Source organism: Aeromonas sp. SE22 (assembly GCF_038739755.1).
Lineage (GTDB): Bacteria > Pseudomonadota > Gammaproteobacteria > Enterobacterales > Aeromonadaceae > Aeromonas > Aeromonas jandaei.
In genome coordinates, this window is record NZ_JBCGFD010000001.1 from 230,517 (window position 1) to 254,451 (window position 23,935).

Annotated in this window: 25 protein-coding genes; 15 read left to right on the forward strand and 10 right to left on the reverse strand. The window is 59.8% G+C overall.

Annotated features, from left to right (window positions below; translation table 11 throughout):
- Positions 1-12: 12 nt before the first annotated feature.
- The gene (locus AAHA39_RS01000) at positions 13-246 is read right to left on the reverse strand and encodes a sulfurtransferase TusA family protein (RefSeq protein ID WP_320657033.1); all 234 of its coding nucleotides are present in this window, start codon (positions 244-246) and stop codon (positions 13-15) included.
- 121 nt (positions 247-367) lie between these two features.
- Here AAHA39_RS01000 and bepA point away from each other — a divergent pair, with 121 nt between their 5' ends.
- Positions 368-1,822, forward strand: coding sequence for a beta-barrel assembly-enhancing protease (gene bepA, locus AAHA39_RS01005; protein WP_407707140.1), 1,455 nt, complete (start codon positions 368-370; stop codon positions 1,820-1,822).
- A gap of 92 nt (positions 1,823-1,914) precedes the next feature.
- Here the strand turns inward: bepA and AAHA39_RS01010 are convergent, their stop codons facing one another.
- Complete coding sequence (locus tag AAHA39_RS01010) at positions 1,915-2,397, reverse strand: TlpA family protein disulfide reductase (protein WP_320657034.1); 483 nt, start codon at positions 2,395-2,397, stop codon at positions 1,915-1,917.
- A 60-nt stretch (positions 2,398-2,457) separates the two neighbouring features.
- Here AAHA39_RS01010 and arsC point away from each other — a divergent pair, with 60 nt between their 5' ends.
- Together arsC and AAHA39_RS01020 are read left to right on the forward strand one after the other, a co-directional pair.
- Positions 2,458-2,808: an arsenate reductase (glutaredoxin) gene (arsC, locus tag AAHA39_RS01015; protein WP_041209366.1), complete on the forward strand. Its 351-nt coding sequence runs from the start codon at positions 2,458-2,460 to the stop codon at positions 2,806-2,808.
- On the forward strand, positions 2,805-3,188 hold the full coding sequence (locus tag AAHA39_RS01020; RefSeq protein ID WP_041209367.1) for a DUF2069 domain-containing protein: 384 nt from the start codon (positions 2,805-2,807) through the stop codon (positions 3,186-3,188). Before arsC ends, AAHA39_RS01020 begins: the two co-directional genes overlap by 4 nt.
- A 54-nt stretch (positions 3,189-3,242) precedes the next feature.
- Here AAHA39_RS01020 and AAHA39_RS01025 read toward each other — a convergent pair whose 3' ends face one another.
- A complete protein-coding gene (locus AAHA39_RS01025) occupies positions 3,243-3,860 on the reverse strand; it encodes an acyl carrier protein phosphodiesterase (protein WP_320657035.1) in 618 nt (205 codons plus the stop codon).
- 163 nt (positions 3,861-4,023) lie between these two features.
- Between AAHA39_RS01025 and iadA the strand changes: the two genes are divergently transcribed.
- Positions 4,024-5,154, forward strand: coding sequence for a beta-aspartyl-peptidase (gene iadA, locus AAHA39_RS01030; protein WP_320657042.1), 1,131 nt, complete (start codon positions 4,024-4,026; stop codon positions 5,152-5,154).
- Between the two features lie 83 nt (positions 5,155-5,237).
- Here iadA and AAHA39_RS01035 read toward each other — a convergent pair whose 3' ends face one another.
- On the reverse strand, positions 5,238-6,140 hold the full coding sequence (locus AAHA39_RS01035) for a lysine exporter LysO family protein (protein WP_203976620.1): 903 nt from the start codon (positions 6,138-6,140) through the stop codon (positions 5,238-5,240).
- A gap of 533 nt (positions 6,141-6,673) precedes the next feature.
- Between AAHA39_RS01035 and AAHA39_RS01040 the strand changes: the two genes are divergently transcribed.
- The 10 genes from AAHA39_RS01040 to maiA all read left to right on the forward strand — a co-directional run bounded on the left by AAHA39_RS01040 (position 6,674) and on the right by maiA (position 15,670).
- Positions 6,674-7,444 carry an ABC transporter ATP-binding protein gene (locus AAHA39_RS01040; protein WP_033115996.1) on the forward strand — a complete coding sequence of 257 codons (771 nt, stop codon included), beginning with the start codon at positions 6,674-6,676 and terminating at the stop codon, positions 7,442-7,444.
- Positions 7,445-7,494: 50 nt separating this feature from the next.
- A complete protein-coding gene (locus AAHA39_RS01045; protein WP_320657036.1) occupies positions 7,495-8,268 on the forward strand; it encodes an ABC transporter substrate-binding protein in 774 nt (257 codons plus the stop codon).
- A gap of 215 nt (positions 8,269-8,483) precedes the next feature.
- Positions 8,484-9,224, forward strand: a complete 741-nt coding sequence (locus AAHA39_RS01050; protein ID WP_208736493.1) for an ABC transporter permease — start codon at positions 8,484-8,486, stop codon at positions 9,222-9,224.
- A gap of 3 nt (positions 9,225-9,227) precedes the next feature.
- Complete coding sequence (locus AAHA39_RS01055; RefSeq protein ID WP_042029963.1) at positions 9,228-9,920, forward strand: ABC transporter permease; 693 nt, start codon at positions 9,228-9,230, stop codon at positions 9,918-9,920.
- 162 nt (positions 9,921-10,082) lie between these two features.
- Positions 10,083-10,745, forward strand: coding sequence for a TIGR01621 family pseudouridine synthase (locus AAHA39_RS01060; protein WP_064339947.1), 663 nt, complete (start codon positions 10,083-10,085; stop codon positions 10,743-10,745).
- A 7-nt stretch (positions 10,746-10,752) separates the two neighbouring features.
- Complete coding sequence (locus AAHA39_RS01065; RefSeq protein WP_407707141.1) at positions 10,753-11,451, forward strand: HAD family hydrolase; 699 nt, start codon at positions 10,753-10,755, stop codon at positions 11,449-11,451.
- Between the two features lie 224 nt (positions 11,452-11,675).
- Positions 11,676-12,812, forward strand: coding sequence for a 4-hydroxyphenylpyruvate dioxygenase (gene hppD / locus AAHA39_RS01070; protein ID WP_159163367.1), 1,137 nt, complete (start codon positions 11,676-11,678; stop codon positions 12,810-12,812).
- Complete coding sequence (locus tag AAHA39_RS01075) at positions 12,805-13,956, forward strand: homogentisate 1,2-dioxygenase (RefSeq protein ID WP_320657038.1); 1,152 nt, start codon at positions 12,805-12,807, stop codon at positions 13,954-13,956. The genes hppD and AAHA39_RS01075 overlap by 8 nt, the downstream gene beginning before the upstream one ends.
- A gap of 10 nt (positions 13,957-13,966) precedes the next feature.
- Positions 13,967-14,962, forward strand: a complete 996-nt coding sequence (locus tag AAHA39_RS01080) for a fumarylacetoacetate hydrolase family protein (protein WP_320657039.1) — start codon at positions 13,967-13,969, stop codon at positions 14,960-14,962.
- A gap of 69 nt (positions 14,963-15,031) precedes the next feature.
- Entirely contained in the window at positions 15,032-15,670 is a 639-nt protein-coding gene (maiA, locus tag AAHA39_RS01085) for a maleylacetoacetate isomerase (RefSeq protein ID WP_342689987.1), read from the forward strand.
- Between the two features lie 175 nt (positions 15,671-15,845).
- Here the strand turns inward: maiA and AAHA39_RS01090 are convergent, their stop codons facing one another.
- The 5 genes from AAHA39_RS01090 to AAHA39_RS01110 form a co-directional block, all read right to left on the reverse strand.
- Positions 15,846-16,514 (reverse strand): ATP-dependent Clp protease proteolytic subunit, encoded by a 669-nt coding sequence (locus AAHA39_RS01090; protein ID WP_320656475.1) that lies wholly within the window; start codon positions 16,512-16,514, stop codon positions 15,846-15,848.
- 361 nt (positions 16,515-16,875) lie between these two features.
- Positions 16,876-18,540, reverse strand: a complete 1,665-nt coding sequence (gene asnB / locus AAHA39_RS01095; protein WP_203116611.1) for an asparagine synthase B — start codon at positions 18,538-18,540, stop codon at positions 16,876-16,878.
- 192 nt (positions 18,541-18,732) lie between these two features.
- On the reverse strand, positions 18,733-19,101 hold the full coding sequence (locus AAHA39_RS01100; RefSeq protein ID WP_041209380.1) for a cupin domain-containing protein: 369 nt from the start codon (positions 19,099-19,101) through the stop codon (positions 18,733-18,735).
- 130 nt (positions 19,102-19,231) lie between these two features.
- A complete protein-coding gene (locus tag AAHA39_RS01105; RefSeq protein WP_041209381.1) occupies positions 19,232-20,806 on the reverse strand; it encodes a cation:proton antiporter family protein in 1,575 nt (524 codons plus the stop codon).
- A gap of 51 nt (positions 20,807-20,857) precedes the next feature.
- Positions 20,858-21,604: an HAD-IIA family hydrolase gene (locus tag AAHA39_RS01110; RefSeq protein ID WP_033115984.1), complete on the reverse strand. Its 747-nt coding sequence runs from the start codon at positions 21,602-21,604 to the stop codon at positions 20,858-20,860.
- Positions 21,605-21,802: 198 nt separating this feature from the next.
- Here AAHA39_RS01110 and AAHA39_RS01115 point away from each other — a divergent pair, with 198 nt between their 5' ends.
- Positions 21,803-22,837 carry an adenosine deaminase gene (locus AAHA39_RS01115; protein WP_320656474.1) on the forward strand — a complete coding sequence of 345 codons (1,035 nt, stop codon included), beginning with the start codon at positions 21,803-21,805 and terminating at the stop codon, positions 22,835-22,837.
- A 100-nt stretch (positions 22,838-22,937) separates the two neighbouring features.
- Here the strand turns inward: AAHA39_RS01115 and AAHA39_RS01120 are convergent, their stop codons facing one another.
- The gene (locus AAHA39_RS01120) at positions 22,938-23,924 is read right to left on the reverse strand and encodes a zinc-binding dehydrogenase (RefSeq protein ID WP_320656473.1); all 987 of its coding nucleotides are present in this window, start codon (positions 23,922-23,924) and stop codon (positions 22,938-22,940) included.
- Positions 23,925-23,935 lie beyond the last annotated feature (11 nt).

Below are 23,935 nucleotides of genomic sequence, written 5' to 3' on the forward strand. Positions count from 1 at the left end.
CACGACAGGGGCTCAAGATGGCTGTGTCGCCCCGACAACCAGCTGCAAAGAGAGGGTATTGTCCGGCTCCTGGGTGAGAATGACCCTGTGGCCGAGACGCTGCAGATAGGCCGGAATATCCTGCCGAGAGCCCGCATCGGCCAGCCGTATGGTCACGGTTTGACCGGTTTTGGCCTCCCGCAACCAGAGCTTGAGCCGGATCAGCGGCTCGGGACAGCGCCAGGGGGTCAGGTCGAGATATTCCATGGGGGCTCCATCACGCAGATGGCCGCTATTATGGCCGTGATAAGAGCATGAAACAACGCTTGTAGCCCTTGATGGGCAAGGGTATTCTGCCGAGGCCCTTTCTGATGGAGATAGAGATAACGTGGCACGCTTTTCCCCCCTGATGGCATCACTTCCCCTGCTGGCTTCCCTGATGGGCGCCACGTTTCATGCCGAGGCGAACAATCAGCTTCCTGACATAGGCACCGCCGGGGTATCGGCCCTGCCCATCGAGCAGGAGGTCCGCTATGGCAATGCCTTCATGCGCTTTGCCCGTGCCGGTTTGCCGATCATCGATGATCCCGTGTTGAGCCAATATATCGACGATCTGGGGCAGCGCCTGCTCTCCAACGCCGATGGGGTGCGTTTCCCGTTTACCTTCTTCCTCATCAATGATCCCAGCATCAACGCGGCCGCCTTCCTTGGCGGGCGGGTCAAGGTGCACACCGGCCTGTTCCTCTACGCCGACAGCGAGAGCGAGCTCGCCTCGGTACTGGCCCACGAAATCACCCACGTGACCCAGCGCCACATCGCCCGCTATATGGAAGCGCAGGCAAGCAGCTCGGCGGTGACTCTGGCCGGTCTGGTGGGCTCCATCGCACTGGCGGTGATCAACCCGACCGCCGGTATTGCGGCGTTGCAGACCACGCTGGGCCTCTCCATGCAGTCTGCCATCAACTACACCCGCGACAACGAATACGAAGCGGACCGGATCGGTATGAAGACCCTCTACGATGCCGGTTTCGATCCCATGGGGATGGCCAACTTCTTCCAGAAACTGGCTGCCGAGTATCGCTATGCCAGCAAGCCGCCCGAAATGCTGCTGACTCACCCGCTGCCGGAGACCCGGATCAGCGAGGCCCGTGTCCGGGCGAGCAGCTATGGCCGCCGCGACTTGCCGCCGAGCCTCGACTTCTGGCTGGCCAAGGTGCGTATTCAGGTGCGCTATGGCACCGATACCCCACAGGGGATGCTGAGTTACTTCGACAGCCGGATCCAGAAAGGGGATTATCCGCTCAAGGATGCCGCCATCTATGGCAAGGCGCTGGCGCTGATCCAGCTCAAACGCACCGACGAAGCGGACACGCTGATGAAGGAGCTGGCCACCCGTCATCCGGAAGATCTCTTTATCGTCGATGCCCAGACCGACATCGATCTGGCCAAGGGGCGCAGTGCCCAGGCCATCGCGCGCCTCGAGAAGTTCCGCAGCCAGATGCCGGACAACGAGGTGGTGGTGGTTAACCTTGGCAACGCCTATCTCGAAAGCGGCAACTACAAGAAGTCCATCGCCATCCTCGACCCCTATGCCCGTGCGCATGAGGAGAACAATCTGGCCTGGAACCTGCTCTCCGACGCCTATCGCAAGGCGGGTAGAATGACCGAGCTGCACATGGCGCGGGCTGAAATCCTCTCCCTGCGCGGTGATTATCAGGCGGCCATCGACGAGCTGATCGTGGCGCGCGGCACCACCAGTGACCGGATGACTCTGGCCCGACTGGAGGCGCGTATCACCGAGCTGGAGCGGGCCAAGAAGGATCTCGACAGCCTCAAGGGGTGATGAGAGGCTATTGCCAACAACAAGGGCGCACTCTGGTGCGCCCTTGTTGTTTATGGTGAGTCAGAGAAACAGCTTTGAGCACTGTGGGCCGCTCAGTTGCCCGGATGCCTGATGGATGCCTTGAGGGCGTCGATCTGCGATTGATCCAGTTCACCAACCAGCGTCTGCTTGAGTTTGCCCTCACTATCGAGCAGGTAGCTGGTAGGCAGCCCGCTTGGGCGAGGGAAGGGGAGCCTGGCATCCTCATTGGCAATGAGGAGCGGCATCTTGATGTGGTACTGCGCGGCCAGCCTGTCCAGCTCTGCCGGGGTGATCGGGTCGTAGTTGATTGCCACCACTGCGATCTTTCCTTCGGTAGCCAGCGTGTTTAGGTGCGGCATCTCTCGCAGGCAGGGGGCGCACCAGGGGGCGAAGTAGTTGACCAAGAGCGGCTTGCCGGCAAAGTGGTCAAGGGCCACCGTTTGCCCCGCTGAGTCGGTAAATTCGGGGGCGGGCGTGCAGGCGCCCAGCAGGCCGGCCACAATCAGCCAACAAATTCGTTTCAATTCCTTTCCACTGCCGCTTACCCTGACCATCACTTTCCCCTACAATAGCGCCGTTTCTTGTCCCATCTTGCGATTAATCAGGGAGTTACCATGAGCGAGACCCAAATCTACCACAATCCGCGCTGCTCGAAGAGCCGTGAAACCCTGGCGCTGCTGGAACAGCACGGGATCGCCCCTGATGTGGTGCTCTATCTGGAGCAGGCCCCGAGTGAAGAGGAGATCCGCAAGCTGCTGACCCTGCTTGGCTTTAGCGACCCGCGCCAGCTGATGCGTACAAAGGAAGATCTCTACAAGGAGCTGGGCCTCGGCGAAGTGAATGGCGACGACCTTATTCGTGCCATGCACCAGCATCCCAAACTTATCGAGCGTCCCATCGTCATCAAAAACGGTCAGGCCCGCATTGGTCGCCCGCCGGAGCTGGTGCTGGAGATCCTCAAGTGAGCACCCGCTTTGCTCGTCTGCTGACTCTGGTCGGCTTTTTTGGTCTGCTGGGCTGGGTCATCCTCTGGCATCTTTGGCTCTCGCCCCATCCCGACCTCAACCCCTGGCTGTTGCCGGTGATCTGGACGGTGCCGCTGCTCTTCCCCCTCAAGGGGATAGTGCAGGGCAACCCCTATACCCACGCCTGGGGCAACTTCGTGCTGATGCCCTACTTCCTCCATGCCCTGACCCTGATCACCACGGATGAGGGGGAGCGTTGGCTGGCGGTGGTGGAGCTGCTGTTCACCACCCTCGCGTTTGTCGGCACCATCTACTACGCCCGTCTGCGTGGCCGCGAACTGGGCCTCAGCATTCGCAAGAAGAAAGACGAAGCCAGGTAATGCAGGAAGTAACATGAAGCTACGTAATGAAGAACGCCCCGCAAGGGGCGTTTTTTATGGCGGTGATACCAGACCCGAATCTGCCCGGAGCAGGACCAGCTGCTGCACGCTGTGACCCATCAGTTGCGGGTAGAAGCGCAGAAATCCTGCTTCGCACCGTTGCCATTGTGCTTCATCAAGGGTGAGCAGCGCATCGCCGAGCGGCATCGGGCGGCGTAGCCGGCGGCCAATACCATTGAGGGCCTGCGCCAGCCCCTCCTTGCGCTGATAGGAGGCGATCCAGTTCTGCTCGGCCATCCGCTTGAGGGGAAGCGGCAACCCCTCTGGCAAGACGTGGTGATCAGCCAGCAACTGGCCATAGCTCTGCGCGAGAAAGCGGGGCAGGGGGTCTGCGCTGAACACTTGCCAGTGCTGGCTCAACCAGTGGTCGTAGAGCATATCCACCACTATGCCGCCAAAACGGCGCCAGGGGGCCTCGAAACAGGCGACGGCCGCCTTGTGCTCGGGATGGCTATCGGTGAAGGCATCGATTTTGCGGTGCAGCCAGATCCCCTCGTCAAACGGTGCGGCAAGGCCCGTTGGCAGCGAACCTTTGACAAAATCGCCGAGCAGGTTGCCGGTGAGGGAGCTTCCGGTGTGGGCGGCCAGATGAAGGTGAGCCAGAAAGTTCATTATGAAAGCGGGGCCTGCGAACGGATAGTGCCGCTGAGAGTAGCGGATCTTCCATCTCTCATGAAAGTCTTGTTCAGGAAGTGCTTTCACCGGCGCGCCAATAGTGGGTAAATAGTCCATCTGCCTGATGGCATGTCACGGGATTGAGCGAGGAGTAACCATGATGTTGACCCTGATCGAGGGGGCCGAAATTTTCAGCCCCGCCTACCTTGGCCAGCAGGATCTGCTGGTGGCGGATGGCCGCATCGCCTGGATGGGCAAGGGGATGAGCGTGCCCGCCGACTGGCCACTGGTGCGCGTCGATGGACGGGGTCACTATCTGGTGCCCGGCATGGTGGATCCGCTGGCCCATATCACGGGAGGTGGCGGTGAGGGTGGCTTTGCCTTTCGTACCCCCGAACTGGCGGCGAGCGAGGCGCTCAAGACCGGAGTGACCACGCTGGTGGCGGCGCTTGGTACCGACAGCCTGACCCGCTCGCCGGCTCAGGTGCTCGGCAAGGTGCGTGAGTTTCGCGCCGCCGGCGTGAGCGCCTTCATGTATACCGGCTCCTACCATCTGCCGGTCAAGAGCATCACCGGCACGGTGGAGTCCGACATCATCCTGATCCCCGAAGTGCTGGGGGTGGGAGAGGTGGCTATCAGCGACCACAGATCCAGCGCGCCAACCCATGACGAGCTGGCCCGTCTGGTGAGCGAGGCACGGGTGGCCGGGTTGCTCGCGGGCAAGAGCGGGGTCAGCTTCTTTCATCTGGGCGATGGTCAGGGCGCACTGGCGCCACTACGGGCGCTGCGTGACAAGACCGATATTCCGCTGCGCCAGCTCTATCCGACCCACTGCAATCGCAACCCCTGGCTCTTCGCCGAGGCGATCGAGTGGGGCAAGGCGGGAGGCTGGGTCGATCTCACCACTTCCAGTTTTCCCGATCTGGTGGAGGATGGCGAGCGGCTGGCAGCCGATGCGCTGGTGGAGCTGTTGGCCGCCAACGTACCAGCCGATCGCATCAGCTTCAGCTCGGATGCCAACGCCAGTCTGCCGCGCTTTGATGGCGAGGGACGCCTTATCGAGATGCGCTGCGGCCAGATCGCCAGCCTGTGGCAGGAGTGCGTTCGTGCCTGCCAGCTCGGGGTGCCGCTCGAGGTAGCGCTGGCGGTCGTGAGCGCCAACCCTGCGCAGGCGCTCGGGCTTGGCGGCAAGGGGCGGATCGGTGTCGGTCAGGATGCCGACTTGCTGCTGATCAAATCAGCGTCGCTCGCCATCACTAAGGTGATGAGCGGCGGTCAGTGGCGTAGCTAAGCACTTGGCGTTTTATTGCGCGTATCGATTTTCAAACAAAAAGCCCGACAACTGTGTCGGGCTTTTTGCTGGGGAGAGGCAGCCTAGATAGCCAGAAAGCCGAGGATCAGGATGGGGCCGAGCAGGCTCAGGATAAAGCCGGAGACGATAGCCACTGGCACGACGGTGATGCCCCCTGACTTCTGGATGACCGGCAGGGTGAAGTCGAGGGCGGTGGCGCCGCCATAACCGATAGCCGCGGAGGGGTGACGCCGCATCAGGATCGGAATGATCAGGATGGCGATAAGCTCGCGTCCCAGATCGTTGATAAAGGCGGCAGAGCCCAGCACAGGTCCCAGCTTGTCGGCCACCAGAATACCGGAGAGCGAGTACCAGCCGAAACTTGATCCCAGCGCCAGCCCGTGAGCCAGGGGCATGCCCAGCAGCTGGGCCGCCAGCAGGCTGCCGAGCCAGCTGCTGACAATGACAGTAGCTGCGATCTTCATCCCCCAGGGGTTGAGCAGGATCTGGCGCAGCCGCATGCCGGAGTTACGCATCTGCACCCCGACCAGAAAGAGCAGCAGCATCAGCGCCCACTCGCTCCACTTGTCGATGGGCAGGGCGCGCAGATCTACCAGCAGACCCAGCAGCACACCGCCCAGTACCACAAAGCAGAGCTGCAGCGACTCCCACAGGAGATGGAGTTTGCTCGGCATTTTGGCATCGCTGGCAGCATGGGTCGGCGGCGAGCGCTTGTCGAGCCACCAGAGGGCCAGCAGGTTGCAGAGGGTAATGGCGCCGAGCATGACCCCGGCCACTTTGAAGATGACGGCGAGGTTGCTGCCAAGGTTCTCCACATAGGCAAGCCCCAGCCCCATCAGAAAGAGAATGAGGTAGACCATTTTGCCCAGCCCCTGATTGACCAGCTTGATCAATCGGGCGGAGGAGAGGGGAACCAGATAGCCGATCACCAGTGGCAACAGGATCAGCAAGACATTGAGCAACATCGGGGCCTCGATCACAAAAACTGATAAAAATCCCACCTTATCATTACTTATTGGCTCTGTGTCACATTTCTCTCGCTTTCCGTGGGGTGTCGGGGCCATTTATTAGGGAGTTGTTACTTTTCAGCTTGATGTGGGGTGTGCGAAGGGGAACGCAGCTTCCTGACAAGGGGCCAATAAAATCAGTTTGATCCATTCTCTCCAGCCAGAATCTGCATGGGGAGTGGCTGCATAAAGCCATTTTGGAGTCGTTGCGGACTGAATGTGGTTTTTCTCTTGCCACAGCCATGATTGGGGTATAAAAAGGCGGTATTCCAAACGCCGATGAAACGGCTGTTTATGCAAACAAAGTGCTGAAAAATACGTGATAGTCGAATAAAAATAGAGCGATTAACCAGGATCCCCGCGTTCCATATTGTTTTTTCACTATCCGGGTGATATTTTCGCTGAAGGTTACCATCGGTTAAATTTTTGTTAAGTTGGCGATGGTGGAGTCACGCCCCTGCGGCGTCTAGGGACAGACAAGGTTGTAATGGATGAGCGACGTTGCCGCACTGGAAGTACGTGATCTGCACAAATATTTTGGCACCCACGAAGTGCTCAAGGGCATCGACATGACTGCCCACAAGGGGGATGTCATCTCTCTTATCGGCTCCTCGGGCTCGGGGAAGTCGACTTTTCTGCGCTGTATCAATCTGTTGGAAACCCCCTCATCCGGCAGCGTCTCCCTCCATGGCGAATTGATCCGGATGAAAACCAGCCGTTCCGGCGAACGGTTGCCGGAAGATATGCGTCAGGTGGAGCGCATTCGCAGCCGGCTGGCGATGGTTTTCCAAAGCTTCAATCTCTGGTCGCACATGACCATCATGCAGAACATCATCGAAGTGCCGATCCAGGTGCTCAAGGTGCCCCGTGCCGAAGCGATCGCCAAGGCGGAGCAACTGCTCAACCGGGTTGGACTCTGGGAGCGGCGCGATTACTACCCGGGTCACCTCTCCGGCGGTCAGCAGCAGCGTGCCGCCATCGCCCGTGCGCTGGCGGTGGAGCCCGAGGTGATGCTCTTTGATGAACCCACTTCGGCGCTCGATCCCGAGCTGGTGGGAGAAGTTCTCGGCCTGATGCGCGAGCTGGCCGAAGAGGGGCGTACCATGCTGGTGGTGACCCACGAGATGTCATTTGCCCGCGATGTATCGAACAAGGTGATGTTCCTGCATCAGGGAAGAGTGGAGGAGGAGGGCAACCCCAAAGAGATTTTTGCCCATCCCAAGTCCGAGCGGTTCAAACAATTCATCTCCTCCATCTATTGATGGCCGGAGCCCGGATTTACACGATCGACTGTTTTATCAAGGAGAGATACATGAACAAGCTGATGCTGGCGACTACCGTGATTGCTGCCCTCTCTTCCGGCAGCCTGATGGCCAAGGAGTGGAAAGAGGTGCGTATCGGGGTTGAGGGTGCCTATCCCCCCTTCTCCTGGACCGAGCCCAATGGCGAGGTAAAAGGGTTTGATATCGACATCGCCAATGCCCTGTGCGAAGAGATGAAAGTGAAGTGCACCCTGGTCAAGCAGGATTGGGACGGCATCATTCCGGCGCTGCTGTCGCGCAAGTTTGACGCCATCATCGCCACCATGGACATCACTGAAGAGCGCAAGAAGAAGGTGGACTTCACCCAGAAGTACCAGCACATTCCGGCTCGCTTTGCCGCCAAGAAAGGGACTGACGTCAAGCTCGACAAGGCCTTCATGGAAGGGAAAACCGTGGCGGTGCAGCGTGCTACCTCCATGGATACCTTCATTACCGACAACTTCCCGAACGCCACCATCAAGCGTTACGGCACTGCCGATGAAGCCTATCTCGATCTGAAATCTGGCCGTGTCGACTATGTGCTGGCCGACTCCGCCGCTATCACCGACGGTCTGTTCAAGAAAGAGGGGGGCGATGCCTTTGAATTCGTCGGCCCGAAACTGACCGCTCCCAAGTGGTTTGGCGAAGGTGCCGGTATTGCGGTGCGCAAGGCTGACAAGGATCTGAAAGAGAAATTCAACGCCGCCATTCTGGCACTGCGTGCCAATGGCAAGTACAAGGCGATCAACGACAAGTACTTTGAGTTCGACGTATACGGCGAGTAAAAACCGGAGTCGTGTAGGGTGAGTCATTCGCCACATAGATAGCGAATAACAGGCCGACCGGCTCACCTCGTCAGTCGTCATCGGGCCCGTTCTCTCCGTGTGGAGCGATGGGCCCTATTAATTGCAATGGAGCTGCATCTGACCGTGTTAAGGATGTGGGTTCTCTTGTTGTTCAGAGGCATCGGCCCACTCGATAAGTTGCAATGGAGCTGCATATGTTTGATTTGAAAGGATACGAAGCCTCGTTGCTGGAGGGCGCCTGGGTCACCTTGGAGGTAGCGCTCGCCTCCCTGCTGCTGGCGCTGCTGCTCGGCATGCTGGGGGCGCTCGCCAAGCTCTCCCCTTACAAGTGGGCCCGCGCCATTGCCAGCAGCTATACCACCCTGATCCGCGGCATCCCCGATCTGGTGCTGATGATGCTGCTCTTCTTTGGCGGTCAGGTGTTCATCAACGCCGTCTGTTCCTGGGTCAACGAGACCTACAATAACTGGTTGCTGCAGAGTAACCCGGCTCAGGAGTGGGTCTCCCTGCTACCCGATTATGTGGATATCAGCCCGTTTGCCGCCGGTGTGGCGACCATCGGCTTCATCTTCGGCGCCTATATGACCGAGACCTTCCGCGGCGCCATTCTGGCGGTAGACAAGGGGGAGCTGGAGGCGGCCCGTGCCTTTGGCATGCGTTCGAGCCAGCTCTTTGTGCGGATCCTCTTTCCCCAGATGATGCGCCACGCCCTGCCGGGCTTTGGCAACAACTGGCTGGTGCTGCTCAAAACCACCGCGCTGGTCTCCATCATCGGGCTCGATGACATGGTGCGCAAAGCGTCGCTGGCGGCGGGTTCGACCCAGCAACCCTTTACCTTCTACATGGCCGTGGCGCTCATCTTCCTGATCTTCACTGCCGTCTCTACCTCGGCGCTCAAGTGGGCCGAGCGTCACTACGCCATCAAAACGAGGTAAGCCATGGATTTCTCAATCATTCTCAAAGAGTGGCCCACCTACTGGGAGGGTCTCTACACCACGGTCTGGCTGGTAGCACTCTCCCTGCTGCTTGGCCTGATGATCGCCATCCCCCTGGGCATTTTGCGCAATAGCCGCAACTGGCTGATCAAGGGGCCGATCTGGGCCTACATCTACTTCTTTCGCGGCACTCCGCTGCTGGTGCAGCTCTTTATCATCTACTACGGCGCTGCCCAGTGGGAGTGGCTGAAGAACAGTGCTGCCTGGTCGCTCTTCTCCGAGGCCTGGTTCTGCGCGCTGCTGGCATTTACCCTCAACACCGGCGCCTATACCGCAGAAATCGTGCGCGGGGCGGTGCACAACATGCCGCGTGGCCAGATTGAGGCGGCCAACGCCTTTGGCATGACCCGCTGGCAGACTCTGACCCGGATCATTCTGCCCAACTCGTTTCGTCGGGCGCTGCCTGCCTACAGCAACGAGGTGATCTTCATGCTGCAAGGTTCGGCGGTGGCGGGCATCATCACCATCGTCGATCTGACCGGCGCGGCGCGGATCATCAACTCCCGCTACTACAGTCCGTTCGAGGCATTTTTGACAGCCGGTCTGCTCTATATGCTGCTTACCTTTGTCATCGTCTGGCTGTTCAAGAAGTGGGAGACACGCTGGCACGCCCATCTGCGCCCGCGCAGTGTGTGACCGGTTAACGCCAGATGAAAAGCCCCGCCACGTCGACGGGGCTTTTTTTCGCCCGGCAATCGCCATCGGCCGTTTGCCAAATGGTGGCCGAGCAGGGACAATGCCTGCCCGAGAGCAGCCGGCGTGCCGGTTGCAGGCCTTTTTCCTGTCCCCCGAGGTGTTATGTACCGGATCCTGTTTCAACACGCCGATTTTCTGGTTATCGACAAGCAGCCCGGCATCGGCATGCATGACGAGAAGGGAGAAGAGGGAGGAGAGACTGAGCCCGGGCTGGTCAATCGGGTGAAGGCCGATACGGGTCTTACCCTCTATCCGGTACACCGGCTCGACAAGATGACCTCCGGTCTGGTGCTGCTGGCCCGCACCACGGAGGCGAACCGCGAGCTGAGTATGGCCTTTGCGGCTCGCGAGGTGAGCAAACAGTATCTGGCGCTCTCCGATCGCAAACCCAAGAAGAAACAGGGTTGGGTGAAGGGGGATATGCAAAAGGGGCGCGGTGGTAGCTGGATGCTGGCGCGGACTCTGGATAACCCAGCCATCAGCTGGTTTGATTCGGTGTCGGTGCGCGAGGGGCTGCGGCTCTATCGCATCAAGCCGCAGACCGGCAAGACCCACCAGATCCGGGTTGCCCTCAAAAGCATCGGCGCCCCCATTCTCGGGGATGAGCGCTATGGCGGTACGTCAGCCGATCGCGGTTATCTGCATGCCTGGCGGCTCAGTTTCACCTTGGCGGGCGAGCCGTTCGATTTTGTCTGCCCGCCCACGCAGGGGGCCGAGTTTGTCACCCCCGAGCTGACCGCCGCGATTGCCGCTCTTGCACCTTGAGGCTCCCATGATAAGCCGCTCGCCAGCTGAACCAGTGGTGCCGAAAGAGGGCGTGGGCAATAGAGATAACGGGAGTGCAACGCGCTGGATCCTGGCCGACTTTGACGACACCCTGGCCCCCGGCGACAGCCACGCCGGTCTGCTGCGCTATATCCTGCGGCGCCGGATCTGGCCGCTGTTGCTGTTGCCGGTGATTACGCTGGGTGGTTTGGTCTATCTGGTGCCCAGCCAGCGGCGGCGCGGCATCTCCCTTATCTGGTGGGCTATCACGCTTTGGCTCTCTCCCCTCGGTTGGCGCAAGCTGGTGCGCGCCTACTGCCACACTCGTCCGGGGCTCTTTCGCGAGGCGCATCGGCTGCTTGAAGAAGAAGGGCATCGCTGCTGGGTGATCTCCGCCAGTCCCTGCGCGCTGGTGCGGGCCCAGCTCTATCAGCAACTGCCCGGCCAGTTGCCCCACCGGATCATTGGTTCGCAGATGCACTACCGGTTAGGCGGTCTGATGCCGCGCTTCTACTGCCACGGTCAGCACAAGCTGCTGCCGGAGATCTGTGCTCTCGATACCGAGCTGGCGCTTAGCGACAGCTTGCACGATCTGCCGCTGCTGGGGTTGGGGGAAGAGGCGTGGTTGATCAATCCGACGCCCACGCGACTGCAAAAAGCCCGTGCCCGCTTGCCCCATCTGATGGTCAAAAACTGGCAACTGTAAGGCAAAGCTGACAGCCATGCGGGTCGTCACACTTTGATCCGCAGGGCTGCGGCTTGAATGTCACAATCCATTTACATCTTTTGCTGCCAGCTGCGAAAAACTATCTGCAACCTGCCTCTTCTCTTCCTGCTACGCCCTGCCTCTAATGAAACAAGTTGTTAACACTTGCTGCGCCGCTGGGTGCCGCAATCCGTTTTAACCGAATCAAGAGCAAGGAGCGCCCGATGAATGCCACCTCTTCCGCCACCCATACCATCAATCCGTTAGGCACAGACGGTTTCGAGTTCGTCGAGTACACGGCCCCCGATGCCAAGGGGATTGCCGCCCTCAAGAGCCTGTTTGTGTCGCTCGGGTTTGCCGAGGTCGCCAAGCACAAACACAAGCAGTGCTGGCTCTACCGGCAGGGGGATATCAACTTTGTGGTCAATGCCGAGCCTCACTCCCAGGCGGAGCAGTTTGCCAGCCTGCACGGGCCGAGCGTTTGCGGCATGGCATTTCGGGTGAGCGATGCGGGCAAGGCCCAGCAGTTCGCCATCGCCAAGGGGGCCAAGCCTTTTGTCGGCAAGATTGGCCCGATGGAGCTCAATATTCCCGCTATCTATGGTATCGGCGAGAGCACCCTCTCCTTTGTCGACCGCTATGGCGACAAGGGCTCCATCTATGACGTGGATTTTGTCTTCTACCCCGACTGGCAGGCCCGGATGGCGGAGGTGGATGCCGGTCTCATCGAAATCGATCACCTGACCCACAACGTCCATCGCGGCAATATGGATGTCTGGTCCAACTTCTACGAGCGGATCGGCAACTTCCGTGAAATTCGCTACTTCGATATCGAGGGCAAGCTGACCGGGTTGCATTCGCGCGCTATGACGGCTCCCTGCGGCAAGATCCGCATCCCCATCAACGAGTCGGCGGATGACAAGTCCCAGATTGAGGAGTACCTGCGCCAGTACAAAGGGGAGGGGATCCAGCACATCGCCATGGCCTCCAGCGATATCTACCAGACCATCCGCACCCTGCGCAGCCGCGGTACCGGCTTTATGCCGACCCCGGATACCTACTACGAGAAGGTGAATAGCCGGGTTGAGGGGCATCAGGAGGATCTGGCGGCCCTCAAAGAGCTGCGCATCCTCATCGACGGCTCCCCCACCAAGGATGGCATCCTGCTGCAGATCTTCACCGATACCGTGATAGGCCCGGTCTTCTTCGAGATCATCCAGCGCAAGGGCAACGAAGGGTTTGGCGAGGGCAATTTCAAGGCGCTGTTTGAATCGATCGAGCTGGACCAGATCCGCCGCGGCGTGCTGGATGGCGGTGAGGATGAGAAGGGTGCCCGCAAAGAGGGAGCGAGCAATGCGTAACTGGATTAACTTTCCCCACCGGGAGGGGACTCACTCCCGGCAGGCCCATGCCGACCTGCCGGAGCAGGCCATCTATGAGCGCGAGCTGGGGCGCAGCGGCTTTTTCGGCCCAGCTACCCACATGCACCACAAGCATGCCCCTACCGACTGGAGCAGTTGGGAGGGGCCGCTGCGGCCACGGCTGTTTGACCTCAATGTCCTGCAAGAGGAGGTAAGCTCGCTCTCCCCCTGGGTGGCTCCCGACATTCTCAGCAACCCCCACTGCCGCTACCGAGTCTGGCGGCTCTCCGAGGCGATGCCGTTTCTGGTACGCAACGCCGACGGCGACGAGTTGCTCTTTATCCACGAGGGGAGCGGCGAGTTCTTCTGCGATTACGGCCACCTGACTCTTCGGGATGGCGACTATGTGGTGATCCCCCGTGGCACAATGTGGCGCATCGAGCCGACGGCGCCCCTGTTCATCCTGATGATCGAGGCGACCAACGACAGCTACCAGCTGCCGGACAAGGGGCTGGTGGGCAATCACGCCATCTTCGATCCGACGGCGCTGGATGTGCCCGCCATCAACGAGCACTTTTTGGCCCAGCAGGATGAGAATCCCTGGTCGCTGCAGGTCAAACGCCACGATCAGGTATCGGTCATCACCTGGCCGTTCAATCCGCTGGATGCACAAGGGTGGCACGGGGACTTGTGCGTGGTGCGCCTCAACTGGCGGGATATCCGCCCGCTGATGAGCCACCGCTACCATCTGCCGCCGTCGGCCCATTCGACCTTTGTGGCGAGCCGCTTCGTGATTTGCACCTTCGTGCCGCGCCCCATCGAGAGCGATCCCGGCGCCCTCAAGGTGCCCTTCTATCACAGCAATGACGATTACGACGAGGTGCTCTTTTACCACGCCGGGGACTTCTTCAGCCGGGACAATATCGAGCGGGGCATGGTCACCTTCCATCCCGCCGGTTTCACCCACGGCCCCCATCCCAAGGCGTTTGCGGCAGGGCAGGCCTATGCCAAGAAGTTCACCGACGAGGTGGCGGTGATGTTAGATACCCGCGATGCGCTGAACGTCGGCAGTCTGTGCGAAGGGATCGAGAACACCCGGTATGTCTCCAGCTGGCAGCGCCCGGACGCTGCTGCCGGCAAATAAGGAATCGCTTATGAAATTAGCAACATTGAACAATGGCAAGCGCGATGGCGCTTTGGTGGTAGTGAGCCGGGATCTGGCCCGGGCAGTACGGGTGAGCGAGATTGCCCCGACTTTGCAGGCCGCCCTCGACGAGTGGGCCGAGGTTGCCCCCAGGCTGGAGGTTGTCTATCAGCAGCTTAACGAGGGCCGTGTGGCCGAGGCGTTCCCCTTTGACGAAGCGTCTTGCCTCTCTCCGCTGCCGCGTGCCTATCAGTGGGCCGATGGCAGCGCCTACGTCAACCACGTGGAGCTGGTGCGCAAGGCCCGCGGCGCCGAGATGCCGGAAAGCTTCTGGCACGATCCGCTGATGTATCAGGGGGGCTCCGACAGCTTTTTGGCTCCCCGCGGGCCGATTGTGATGGGCTCCGAGGAGTGGGGGATCGATTTCGAGTCGGAAGTGGCCATCATCACCGACGACGTGCCGATGGGGGTAAGCCCGCAGGGGGCCGCCAGCCACGTCAAATTGCTGATGCTGGTCAACGATGTGAGCCTGCGCAACCTCATTCCGGGCGAGCTGGCCAAGGGCTTTGGCTTCTTCCAGTCCAAACCGTCCAGCGCCTTCTCGCCGGTGGCCATCACCCCGGATGAGCTGGGCGATGACTGGCGTGATGGCAAAGTCCATCTGCCGCTTCTGACTCACCTCAATGGTGCGCTGTTCGGTGCGCCCGAAGCCGGGGTGGACATGACCTTCAACTTCTTCGAGCTGATTGCCCATGCGGCCAAGACTCGGCCCCTTGGTGCGGGCTGCATCATCGGCTCCGGCACCGTCTCCAACTACGATCGCAGCGCTGGTTCATCCTGCATCGCCGAGCGGCGCATGCTGGAAATTCTTGATTGTGATCAAGCTATAACCCCCTATATGAAATTTGGTGATAGAGTGGCCATCACCATGCTGGATCGCAATGGCAAGAGTCTGTTTGGCACACTCTCCCAGCAAGTGGTGCAGGGTGGCAGCCAGACAGAGTGATGATCCCCGAGAGATGGGGGGCCGACAGGGGGCGAGGCTGCCTGTCGGCTGACAAAAGAAGGACGAAGTATGTTGCAGTTGTTTGGCTACTGGCGCTCGTCAGCCAGTTTTCGGGTGCGGATCGTGTTGCAGCTCAAGGGACTGGATTATGAGCAGCACCCGATCAATTTGCGGCAGGGGGAGCAGCGCGAGAAGAGTTACAAACGGATCAACCCGCAGGGGCTGGTGCCCTTTCTGGTGGATGGCGATGTGCAGATCGGTCAGTCGGTCGCCATCATGGAGTACCTTGACGAAACCTATCCCGCCCACCCCCTGATGCCCTCGGCCCCCGAGGCACGCGCCAAGGTGCGCCAGATAGTCAACATGATCGCCTGCGATATCCACCCGCTCAACAATTTGCGGGTACTCAACTATCTGGAAGAGCACTTCAGGGCCAACAACGAGCAGGAGGCCCGCTGGTATCGCCACTGGATTGACGAGACCTTCACTGCCCTTGAACAGCTGCTGATGACTACCGCCGGTATCTACTGCGTCGGCAACGAAGTGACCCTGGCTGACTGCATGCTGGTGCCCCAAGTCTACAACGCCCGCCGCTACGAGATGACGCTGGAAGCGTATCCGACCATCAACCGCATCGTCGCCAACTGCGAACAGTTGCAGGCCTTTATCAAGGCTGCCCCTGCCAACCAGCCGGATGCACAACCCTGAGCGCGCGATGCAGCATTTTGATGGCTAAAGCAGCAAATACTCATTGAGCAAGTGAGACGACTGGCTCACTCACGAAATATGTTCGCGCTGTTGCCAAAACTCAGCTTGTTTTGTGAACTGCCATGGCAGCCCTTCCTGTGTGTTGGAATGGCTGCCATGGCGGGATTGGCATCAATTAGTTCTGCATATCCGTGATGTAATAGGTCACGGGATATGTTATCGGTTTTTTCATGTCCTGATTCACGAGACCTACTTTTTTGGCATTTTCAATGTTGTAGGTTGCACGTCGACTCTCAGACGAGGTGATGGCCTTTAGCTCCTCTGCCGGAATTTTGGTGCAGGAGGAGTAAATGGTGCGAAAGAGCGAGTTGTATTTTTCAGCGTCGTCCAAAATACGCTGTGCCTGATCTGGCTTCAGGTAATCATTGATTTCATTTGCCGCGGCAGCAGGATGCAGTAAGAAAGATGCCATTGGCATGGCATAACGCTCATTCGATGCACAGTAAATTATAGTTGCAGAAGAGGCGACATTTGATGCGTTAATCATATTCAGCTTCGTCGGATTTTTACGCAAAGCCTCGTAGGCCATATACCCGGAGTCCATATCACCACCCCCGCTATTGAGGTATATGTCTATATTTTGAATGTTGCGATAATTGCCGTTAATTTCATCAACAGAGGATAACAGCCAGGCCACTGTCTGCGGGTCTATGCCTGCATTGAAGTAGATGGCTGCCTTATCTACATCTGTGTCATTGACCGTATTTCCCTTGATGAAAAAAATGTTGGCGTGCACATGTATCGGTAATGCCAGAGCAAGCAAAATTAGTTTTTTTCTCAACATAGATACCTCATGGATAACATATTCTGGGACACTTGGTTGCTGACAATATCACTATTTCAAATATCGGCATCTGAAAAATATATTGCTGTTAATTGATACCTACATTAATACAGTGTCGACTACCCTGATTTCACCTCAACATGACGAATGCCATAGTGCCAGTTATGTAGCAGGGGAATACACCATCCCATTCTTCGATACGTGGTGCTCTGTCCGAGCCTATGCTCACACTTTCAACGTCGGTTTTATGGGCCATGTTCTGATCGTCGGTTTACTCTATTTGCCATAAGAAAAAGCCCTTCACCGTGATGAAGGGCTTTTTGCTATCTGGCGTTAGCCGCTGGGGTCGCCTCGCTCTGGCTTAGTAGCCCTGCTGGTGCACATCCATCACGGCGCGGCCAGACGGGTCGGCCATCTCTTTGAACTTGGCATCCCACTCCAGCGCGGTGGGGGTGGAGCAGGCGACCGACTTGCCGTAGGGCACGGTGCGGGCGGCAGCTTCCAGCGGGAAGTGCTCGTCGAAGATGGCGCGGTAGAAGTAGGCCTCCTTGGTGAGCGGGGTGTTGATGGGGAAGCGGAATGCGGCCGCCTCGAACATCTGATCCGTCACTTCGGTCTCGACCATCGCCTTCAGGCTGTCGATCCACGAATAGCCCACGCCATCGGAGAACTGCTCCTTCTGGCGCCATGCCACTTCGTGGGGTAGCAGATCTTCGAACGCTTCGCGCAGGATGTGCTTCTCGATCTTGCCCTTGCCACACATCTTGTCAGCAGGTTGCAGGCGCATCGCCACGTCCATGAACTCCTTGTCGAGGAAGGGCACACGACCCTCCACCCCCCAGGCGGCCATAGACTTGTTGGCGCGCAGGCAGTCATAGAGGTGCAAGGAGGCGAGCTTGCGCACGTTCTCTTCGTGGAATTCGCGGGCGTTGGGCGCCTTGTGGAAGTAGAGGTAGCCACCGAACAGTTCGTCGGAACCTTCGCCGGAGAGCACCATCTTGATCCCCATCGCCTTGATGTAGCGTGCCATCAGATACATGGGCGTGGAGGCGCGGATGGTGGTGACGTCATAGGTCTCTAGGTGATAGATGACGTCGCGCAGGGCATCCAGACCCTCCTGCACGGTGAAGTGGATCTGGTGGTGGATGGTGCCCAGATGATCGGCCACCTTGCGGGCGGCGGCGAGATCAGGTGAGCCTTCCAGCCCGACGGCGAAGGAGTGCAGTTGCGGCCACCAGGCTTCGCTCTTGCCATCGTCCTCGATGCGGCGCGCCGCATAGAGCTTGGTGATGGCGGAGATAACGGAGGAGTCCAGCCCACCGGAGAGCAGCACGCCATAGGGCACGTCGCACATCAGCTGGCGTTTGACCGCAGCTTCCAGCGCCGCTTTCAGCTCGGCCTTGTCGCTGACGTTGTGCTCGACCGCGCTGTACTCCATCCAGTCGCGCTTGTACCACTGTTTGAGCTCGCCATCCTTGCTCCACAGGTAGTGTCCTGGCGGGAAGGTTTCGACGCTTTTGCAGACCGGCACCAGCGCCTTCATCTCTGAGGCGACATAGAAGTTGCCGTGCTCGTCGCGACCGGTATAGAGGGGGATGATCCCCATGTGGTCGCGACCAATCAGGTAGGCATCCTGTTCGGCGTCATAAAGAATGAAGGCAAAGATGCCGTTGAGATCGTCGAGAAACGCCGGGCCCTTCTCCTTGTAGAGAGCAAGCAGCACTTCACAGTCAGATTTGGTCTGGAACTGGAAGTCGACCTTGAGGGTCTTTTCCAGCTCTTTGTGATTGTAGATCTCGCCGTTGACCGCCAGCACATGGGTGCGCTCGGGGTTGTAGAGCGGCTGGGCGCCATTGCCCGGGTCGACGATGGCCAGACGCTCGTGCACCAGAATGGCTTTGTCGGAGCTGTAGACGCCGGACCAGTCAGGCCCGCGGTGACGAAGTCGCTTGGACATCTCCAGCGCCGATTTGCGCAGGGCTACTGCATCGGACTTGATATCCAGAATGCCGAAAATTGAACACATTGGCGGTAATCCTCTTGATTTTTATATGAGCCCCCCACGTTTGGGCTCGAAATTCCATTTACATTCCTCGTCAGACACAATGCCTAGCGGAAAAACCTTTTGCAAGCGGGAAAACCGCAGAAAATCATGCCGTAAGCGTCAAGCGGATCAACAGGATAAGGGCTGCTGCAACGGGGCAGGGTGACGTGAACGTCAAGCCGAGGCGGGTTCGAAGATGACGTAGACCTTGCGACAGGGGGTGAGGGTCTCCCACTCTCCGACAAAACCGGCGGGAATGACGAATTGATCGCCGGGTTTGAGGGCCAGCTGGCCGCCCAGACTGTCGTGGATCACCACATCCCCCTCCAGCAGCTGGCAATACTCGTGCTCGGTGTAGTGGATGGCCCAGCGGCCCGGTTCGCAAGCCCAGAAGCCGATGTGAAACTGCTGGCTGGGGTCGGAGTAGTGGTTCCACACCGTCTGACTCGGGTTGCCCGCTTTAATGCGCTCGGGGGCAGGCATCAGCGGGGTGGGGGCCGCCTCATGGCGGTCGAGCAAAATCCAGTCGTTGAGGGTCTTCATGGTGCCTCCTTGGCTGCGGCAGATAGGAACGCGGGGCCATCCCGGCCCCGCGTTTGTTCGTTTTATTACACGAGGTTGTGCATAACTTAAACGATGCGCACTCCCTTGCCAAGAGCCGCTGGCCGCAGGATCAGAGCGGTTGCAAACGGCGGATCACATGGCGGGCAAAGCCGCTGCCCGCTTCGTTGTAGACGTTGAACACAGCATCCACCCCCTGCTCCTTGAGGGAGGCGATATCGTCCTCGAAGCGGACGATGGCGGCTATCTTGCCGGCAAAACCGTGGCTGCGCAGCTTCTCGATGGCGTAGAGATTCCCCGAGTGGTGGGGCATCGCCAGCAGCACCAGATTGACCTGATTCGAGAGCAGCACCTTGTCCCAGAAGTCAGTATCGGTGGCATCCCCCTCGATGACGTTCATCCCCTGGGCACGCAGGGTAGGCAGCTTCTCACTGTCGTTCTCCACCCCGAGGATGACGTTGCCGTACTTGTTCTCCAGCTCGAAGTAGGCCCCCTGACCGATCCGTCCCATGCCGAGGATGATCACCTCCGCATCGCCCAGCTCGATGGGTCTGTCTTCCGGATGGAGGTTGCTCGCCTGCAACCCCTTGAGCCAGTGACCGATGCGATGGTAGATGCGCTCACTCTGGGCATTGAGCGGAGCGGAGATCATAAAGCTTGCCGCCAGCGCCAGCGAAACCGCCACCAGCCACTCGTAGGAGAGCCAGCCCGCCTTGGCGGCGATGGCGGCGACGATCAGGCCAAACTCCGAAAAGTTGGTGAGCGCCAGGGTGGAGAGCAGCGCGGTGCGCACCCGCAGGTGAGCGCCGCTGTAGACCAGATAGTAGAGGGCGCTTTTGAGCGGCAGGGCCAGCACCAGTGCCAGCGCCAGCAACATGGTGTCGTGGGTCGGCAGACCATTGAGACCGATGGTGAGGAAGAAGCAGATAAGAAACAGGTCTTTGAGGTTGAAGAGCGCCTTGGCAAGGCCTGCTGCGGCAGGATGGGAGGCGAGCATCATGCCGATGATCAGCGCCCCGAGATCCGGCTTGAGGCCGACCACTTCAAACCCGGCTGCACCCACCACCAGCGCCAGAAATACTCCGAACAGCACCTGCAACTCGCCGTGACCGGCCCGCTCCAGCAGCTTGAACAGCAGTGGGCGCAGCAGCGGCAGCCCCAGTACCCAGAGTGCCCAGATGCTGGGCCACTTGCCGCTGGAGAAGGCCAGAAAGGCCACCGCGAACACATCCTGCATCACCAGCACACCGATGGCGATGCGGGCGTAGAGGGCATTCATGTCACTGCGATCTTCCAGAACCTTGACCGCGAAGACGGTGCTGGAGAAGGAGAGGGCAAAGCCCAGCAGCAGTGCCAGCTTCCAGTCCAGCGACAGGGCCAGCACCAGCCCGAGCCCCTTGCAGACCAGCAGCACCACGGTAAAGAGCAGGGTGGAGAGCAGCAGATGCAGGCTGGTGGTGCCCCACACATCGCGTCGCATCAGGGTCTTGATATTGAGCTTGAGACCGATGGTGAACAGCAGCAGGGTGACGCCGAGATCGGCGATCTCGTTGAGGGCCGGGGTGTTGTGATAGCCCATGCCATTGAGAATAAAACCGGCGGCCAGAAAGCCGAGTAGAGGGGGCAGGCCAATCAGATTGACCAGCATGCCGCAGCCAAAGGCCACGGCGATGAGAATGGGTTCCATAACAGGTCCAGCTGGGGCAGGGGAGACCTGCCCTGTTTAAATCCTTGGGTATCAGACGATATCGATGTCGACCACGGAGTCGAAGATGTGGTTCGGCCGAAACGGCATGCGGTCGATATCGGCGACCTTGCTCACCCCGGAGAGCACCAGCACCGTCTCGAGGCCTGCCTGAAAGCCCGCCAGAATGTCGGTGCGCAGGTTGTCGCCGATGATGATGGTGTCGTCGGAGTGGGCCTCCATGCGGTTCAGTGCCGCACGGATGATCCAGGCGCTCGGCTTGCCGACGTAGAACGGCTTCTTGCCGGTCATCCGCTCGATGGGGGCGCACAGGGCGCCACAGGCCGGGTGCATCATGGGGCCGTGGGTATCGGGGTTGGTGGCGATAAAGCGGGCCCCCTGATCGACGAACTTGGCCCCCTGCTGGATCATGGTCCAGTTGTAGTTGCGGGTCTCGCCCACCACCACGAAGTCGGGGTCGATATCGGTGATGGTAAAGCCGGCCTTGTAGAGCTCGTGGGTCAGCGCCCCTTCACCGATCACATAGGCCTTCTTGCCATCCTGACGCTTGAGAAAGTCGGCGGTGCCCATGGCGGAGGTGTAGAAGCACTCCTCCGGCACCTCGATCCCGGCGGAGCGGAAGCGGTTTTGCAGATCTTTCTGGGTCTGGGCCGGGTAGTTGGTCAGAAACAGCAGCTTGCTGCCCTGCTCCAGCAGGCGATGGACGAAGCGGTCGGCGCCGGGAATGAGATCGTTGTTGTGCAGGATGACACCGTCGATGTCACAGATGACGTTCTTCATGAAAACTCCTTGTCAGGGCGCAGACGAGCTGCCAATCGGTAAGACGTTCAATCATTTATGATTTTTGTGACGCCATTATAAATCTGTTTGATGACAAGTCTCCCCTGTCTTGCAACTTGAGCGCACAATAAGCATGAAGTCGGGGCAATCGTGTGGAGGGGTTGCCCCCGGGATCTGGTCGCTGATGGAGCCGTCGCCATGGATAACCCTATTGCCGAACACTTTATAGCCGAATTGCCCAAGCTGGAGCTGCACCTTCACATTGAGGGCACCCTCGAACCCGAGCTGATGTTCGAGCTTGGCAAACGCAACAATGTGCCGCTGCCCTGGCCCGACGTGGCCAGCGTGCGCGCCGCCTATGACTTTGACTGCCTGCAATCCTTTCTCGACCTCTACTATCGCGGTGCCAGTGTGCTGGTGACCGAGCAGGACTTCTTCGACCTCACCTGGGCCTATCTTGAGCGGTGCGCCGCCGACAAGGTGGTGCATGTGGAGATCTTCTTCGACCCGCAGACCCACACTGCCCGCGGTATCCCCTTTGCTACCGTGCTCGGCGGTATCGAGCGGGCGCTGCAGCGCGGGGAGCAGGAGTTTGGCATCAGCTGGCGGCTTATCATGAGTTTTTTGCGCCACCTCAGCGAGGATGAAGCGTTCGCTACGTTGGCAGAGGCCGAGCCCTTCCTGTCACGGATCCACGGCATCGGCCTCGACTCGGGGGAGAAGGGCAATCCGCCCAGCAAGTTTGCCCGGATTTTTGCCAAATGCCGCGAGCTGGGGCTGCCGGTGGTGGCCCATGCGGGCGAAGAGGGGCCTGCCGACTACATCTGGCAGGCGATCAACGAGCTGCAGGTGTGTCGCATTGATCACGGGGTGCGCTCGGCCGACGATCCCGAGCTGCTCCGCTATCTGGCCGATACCCGGTTGCCGCTCACCGTCTGCCCCCTCTCCAACACCCGGCTCAAGGTGTTTGACCAGATGGCCCACCACAATGTGCTGCGGCTGCTGGAGCAGGGGATCTGCGTCACCATCAACTCCGACGATCCCGCCTACTTCGGTGGTTACATGGGGGCCAACTTTGCGGCGCTGGCGAATGATCTCGGCGCCACTGCGGATCAGCTCTGCCGCCTCTCGCTCAATGCGGTGGAGGCGAGCTGGCTGAGCTTGGCCGACAAGGCGCGGCTGACCCGTGACATTCGCACTCATGCCGCCCGCCACGGGGTGCAGCTGCACTGAGTCAGGGGCAGGTTAATCCCGGATGCAAAGAGGCCCGCTATCACGGGCCTCTCTTATTTTCAGTTGCGAGCGTTTCTGCTGTCGGTGGATGACGCCAGCGCTACGCCACCCGCACCAGATACTTCTCGCCCTGACCTTCGCGCTTGAAGCGCTCGAGCAGGGTGGGCAGTTCCTCAAAGTTGCCGACCACCAGCGGCGGCAGGGTCAGCTCGCCGCTCGCCATCTGCGCCATCATGGCGACACCCGCGGCGACCAGCCGGCTCCACTGTTTGTCCGAGCCAAAGGCGTGCTGGGCACCCAGCGCAATCTCGTGCAACGAGTGGCAATGGCTAAAGGCGGGCAGCGGGTTGTGCGGGATGCGCCCAAGCACAGTCACCATATGGCCGTAGTAGCCAAGGGCGGGCAGCAGGCTCTCTGCCTGCTGGCTCGACACCAGATCGATGATCCCCTCGAACGGCTCGTTGCCGTTGGCGGCCTGCAAGGTGGCCAGCCAGTCGGGATCCCGATAATCGGCCACCCCCTGCACCCCGATCTGTTTGAGCCACTGATGGTGGCGTGGACTGGCGCTGGCAAAGACTCGCGCTCCTTGCTGGAGGGCCAGTTGCACCGCAAAGCGGCCGACACTGCTGCCGGCGCCGGTGATGAGCAGCGCTTCCCCGTGCAGGCGCGGCAGCTTGGCCAGTGCCTGCCAGGCGGTGAGACCGGGACAGGGCAGGGCGGCGGCCGCCTCGTCGCTCAGGGCATCGGGTACCGGCAGCAGGGCGCGTGCCGGCACCCGGGTATGACGGGCAAAGCTGCCGTGGTGGCGCAGATCGGTGTGGTAGGCGACCCGGGCGCCGAGACGCAGATGACTGACGTTGGCGCCGAGCGCCACGATCGTGCCCATGCCATCGACGCCGGGCACCTGACCATCCTGCCAGTGGGAGTGGCCATATTCGATCAGCTTCCAGTCCACCGGATTGAAGGCGATGACCCGGTTGGCCACCAGTACCTCATCCGGGCCAAGGGGAGAGAGCGGGAGGTCGGCGAGGGTGAGCTGATCCGGTTCACCCGGGGCATGCCAGCACCAGGCTTGGGTGTGATTCATGATGACTCCTT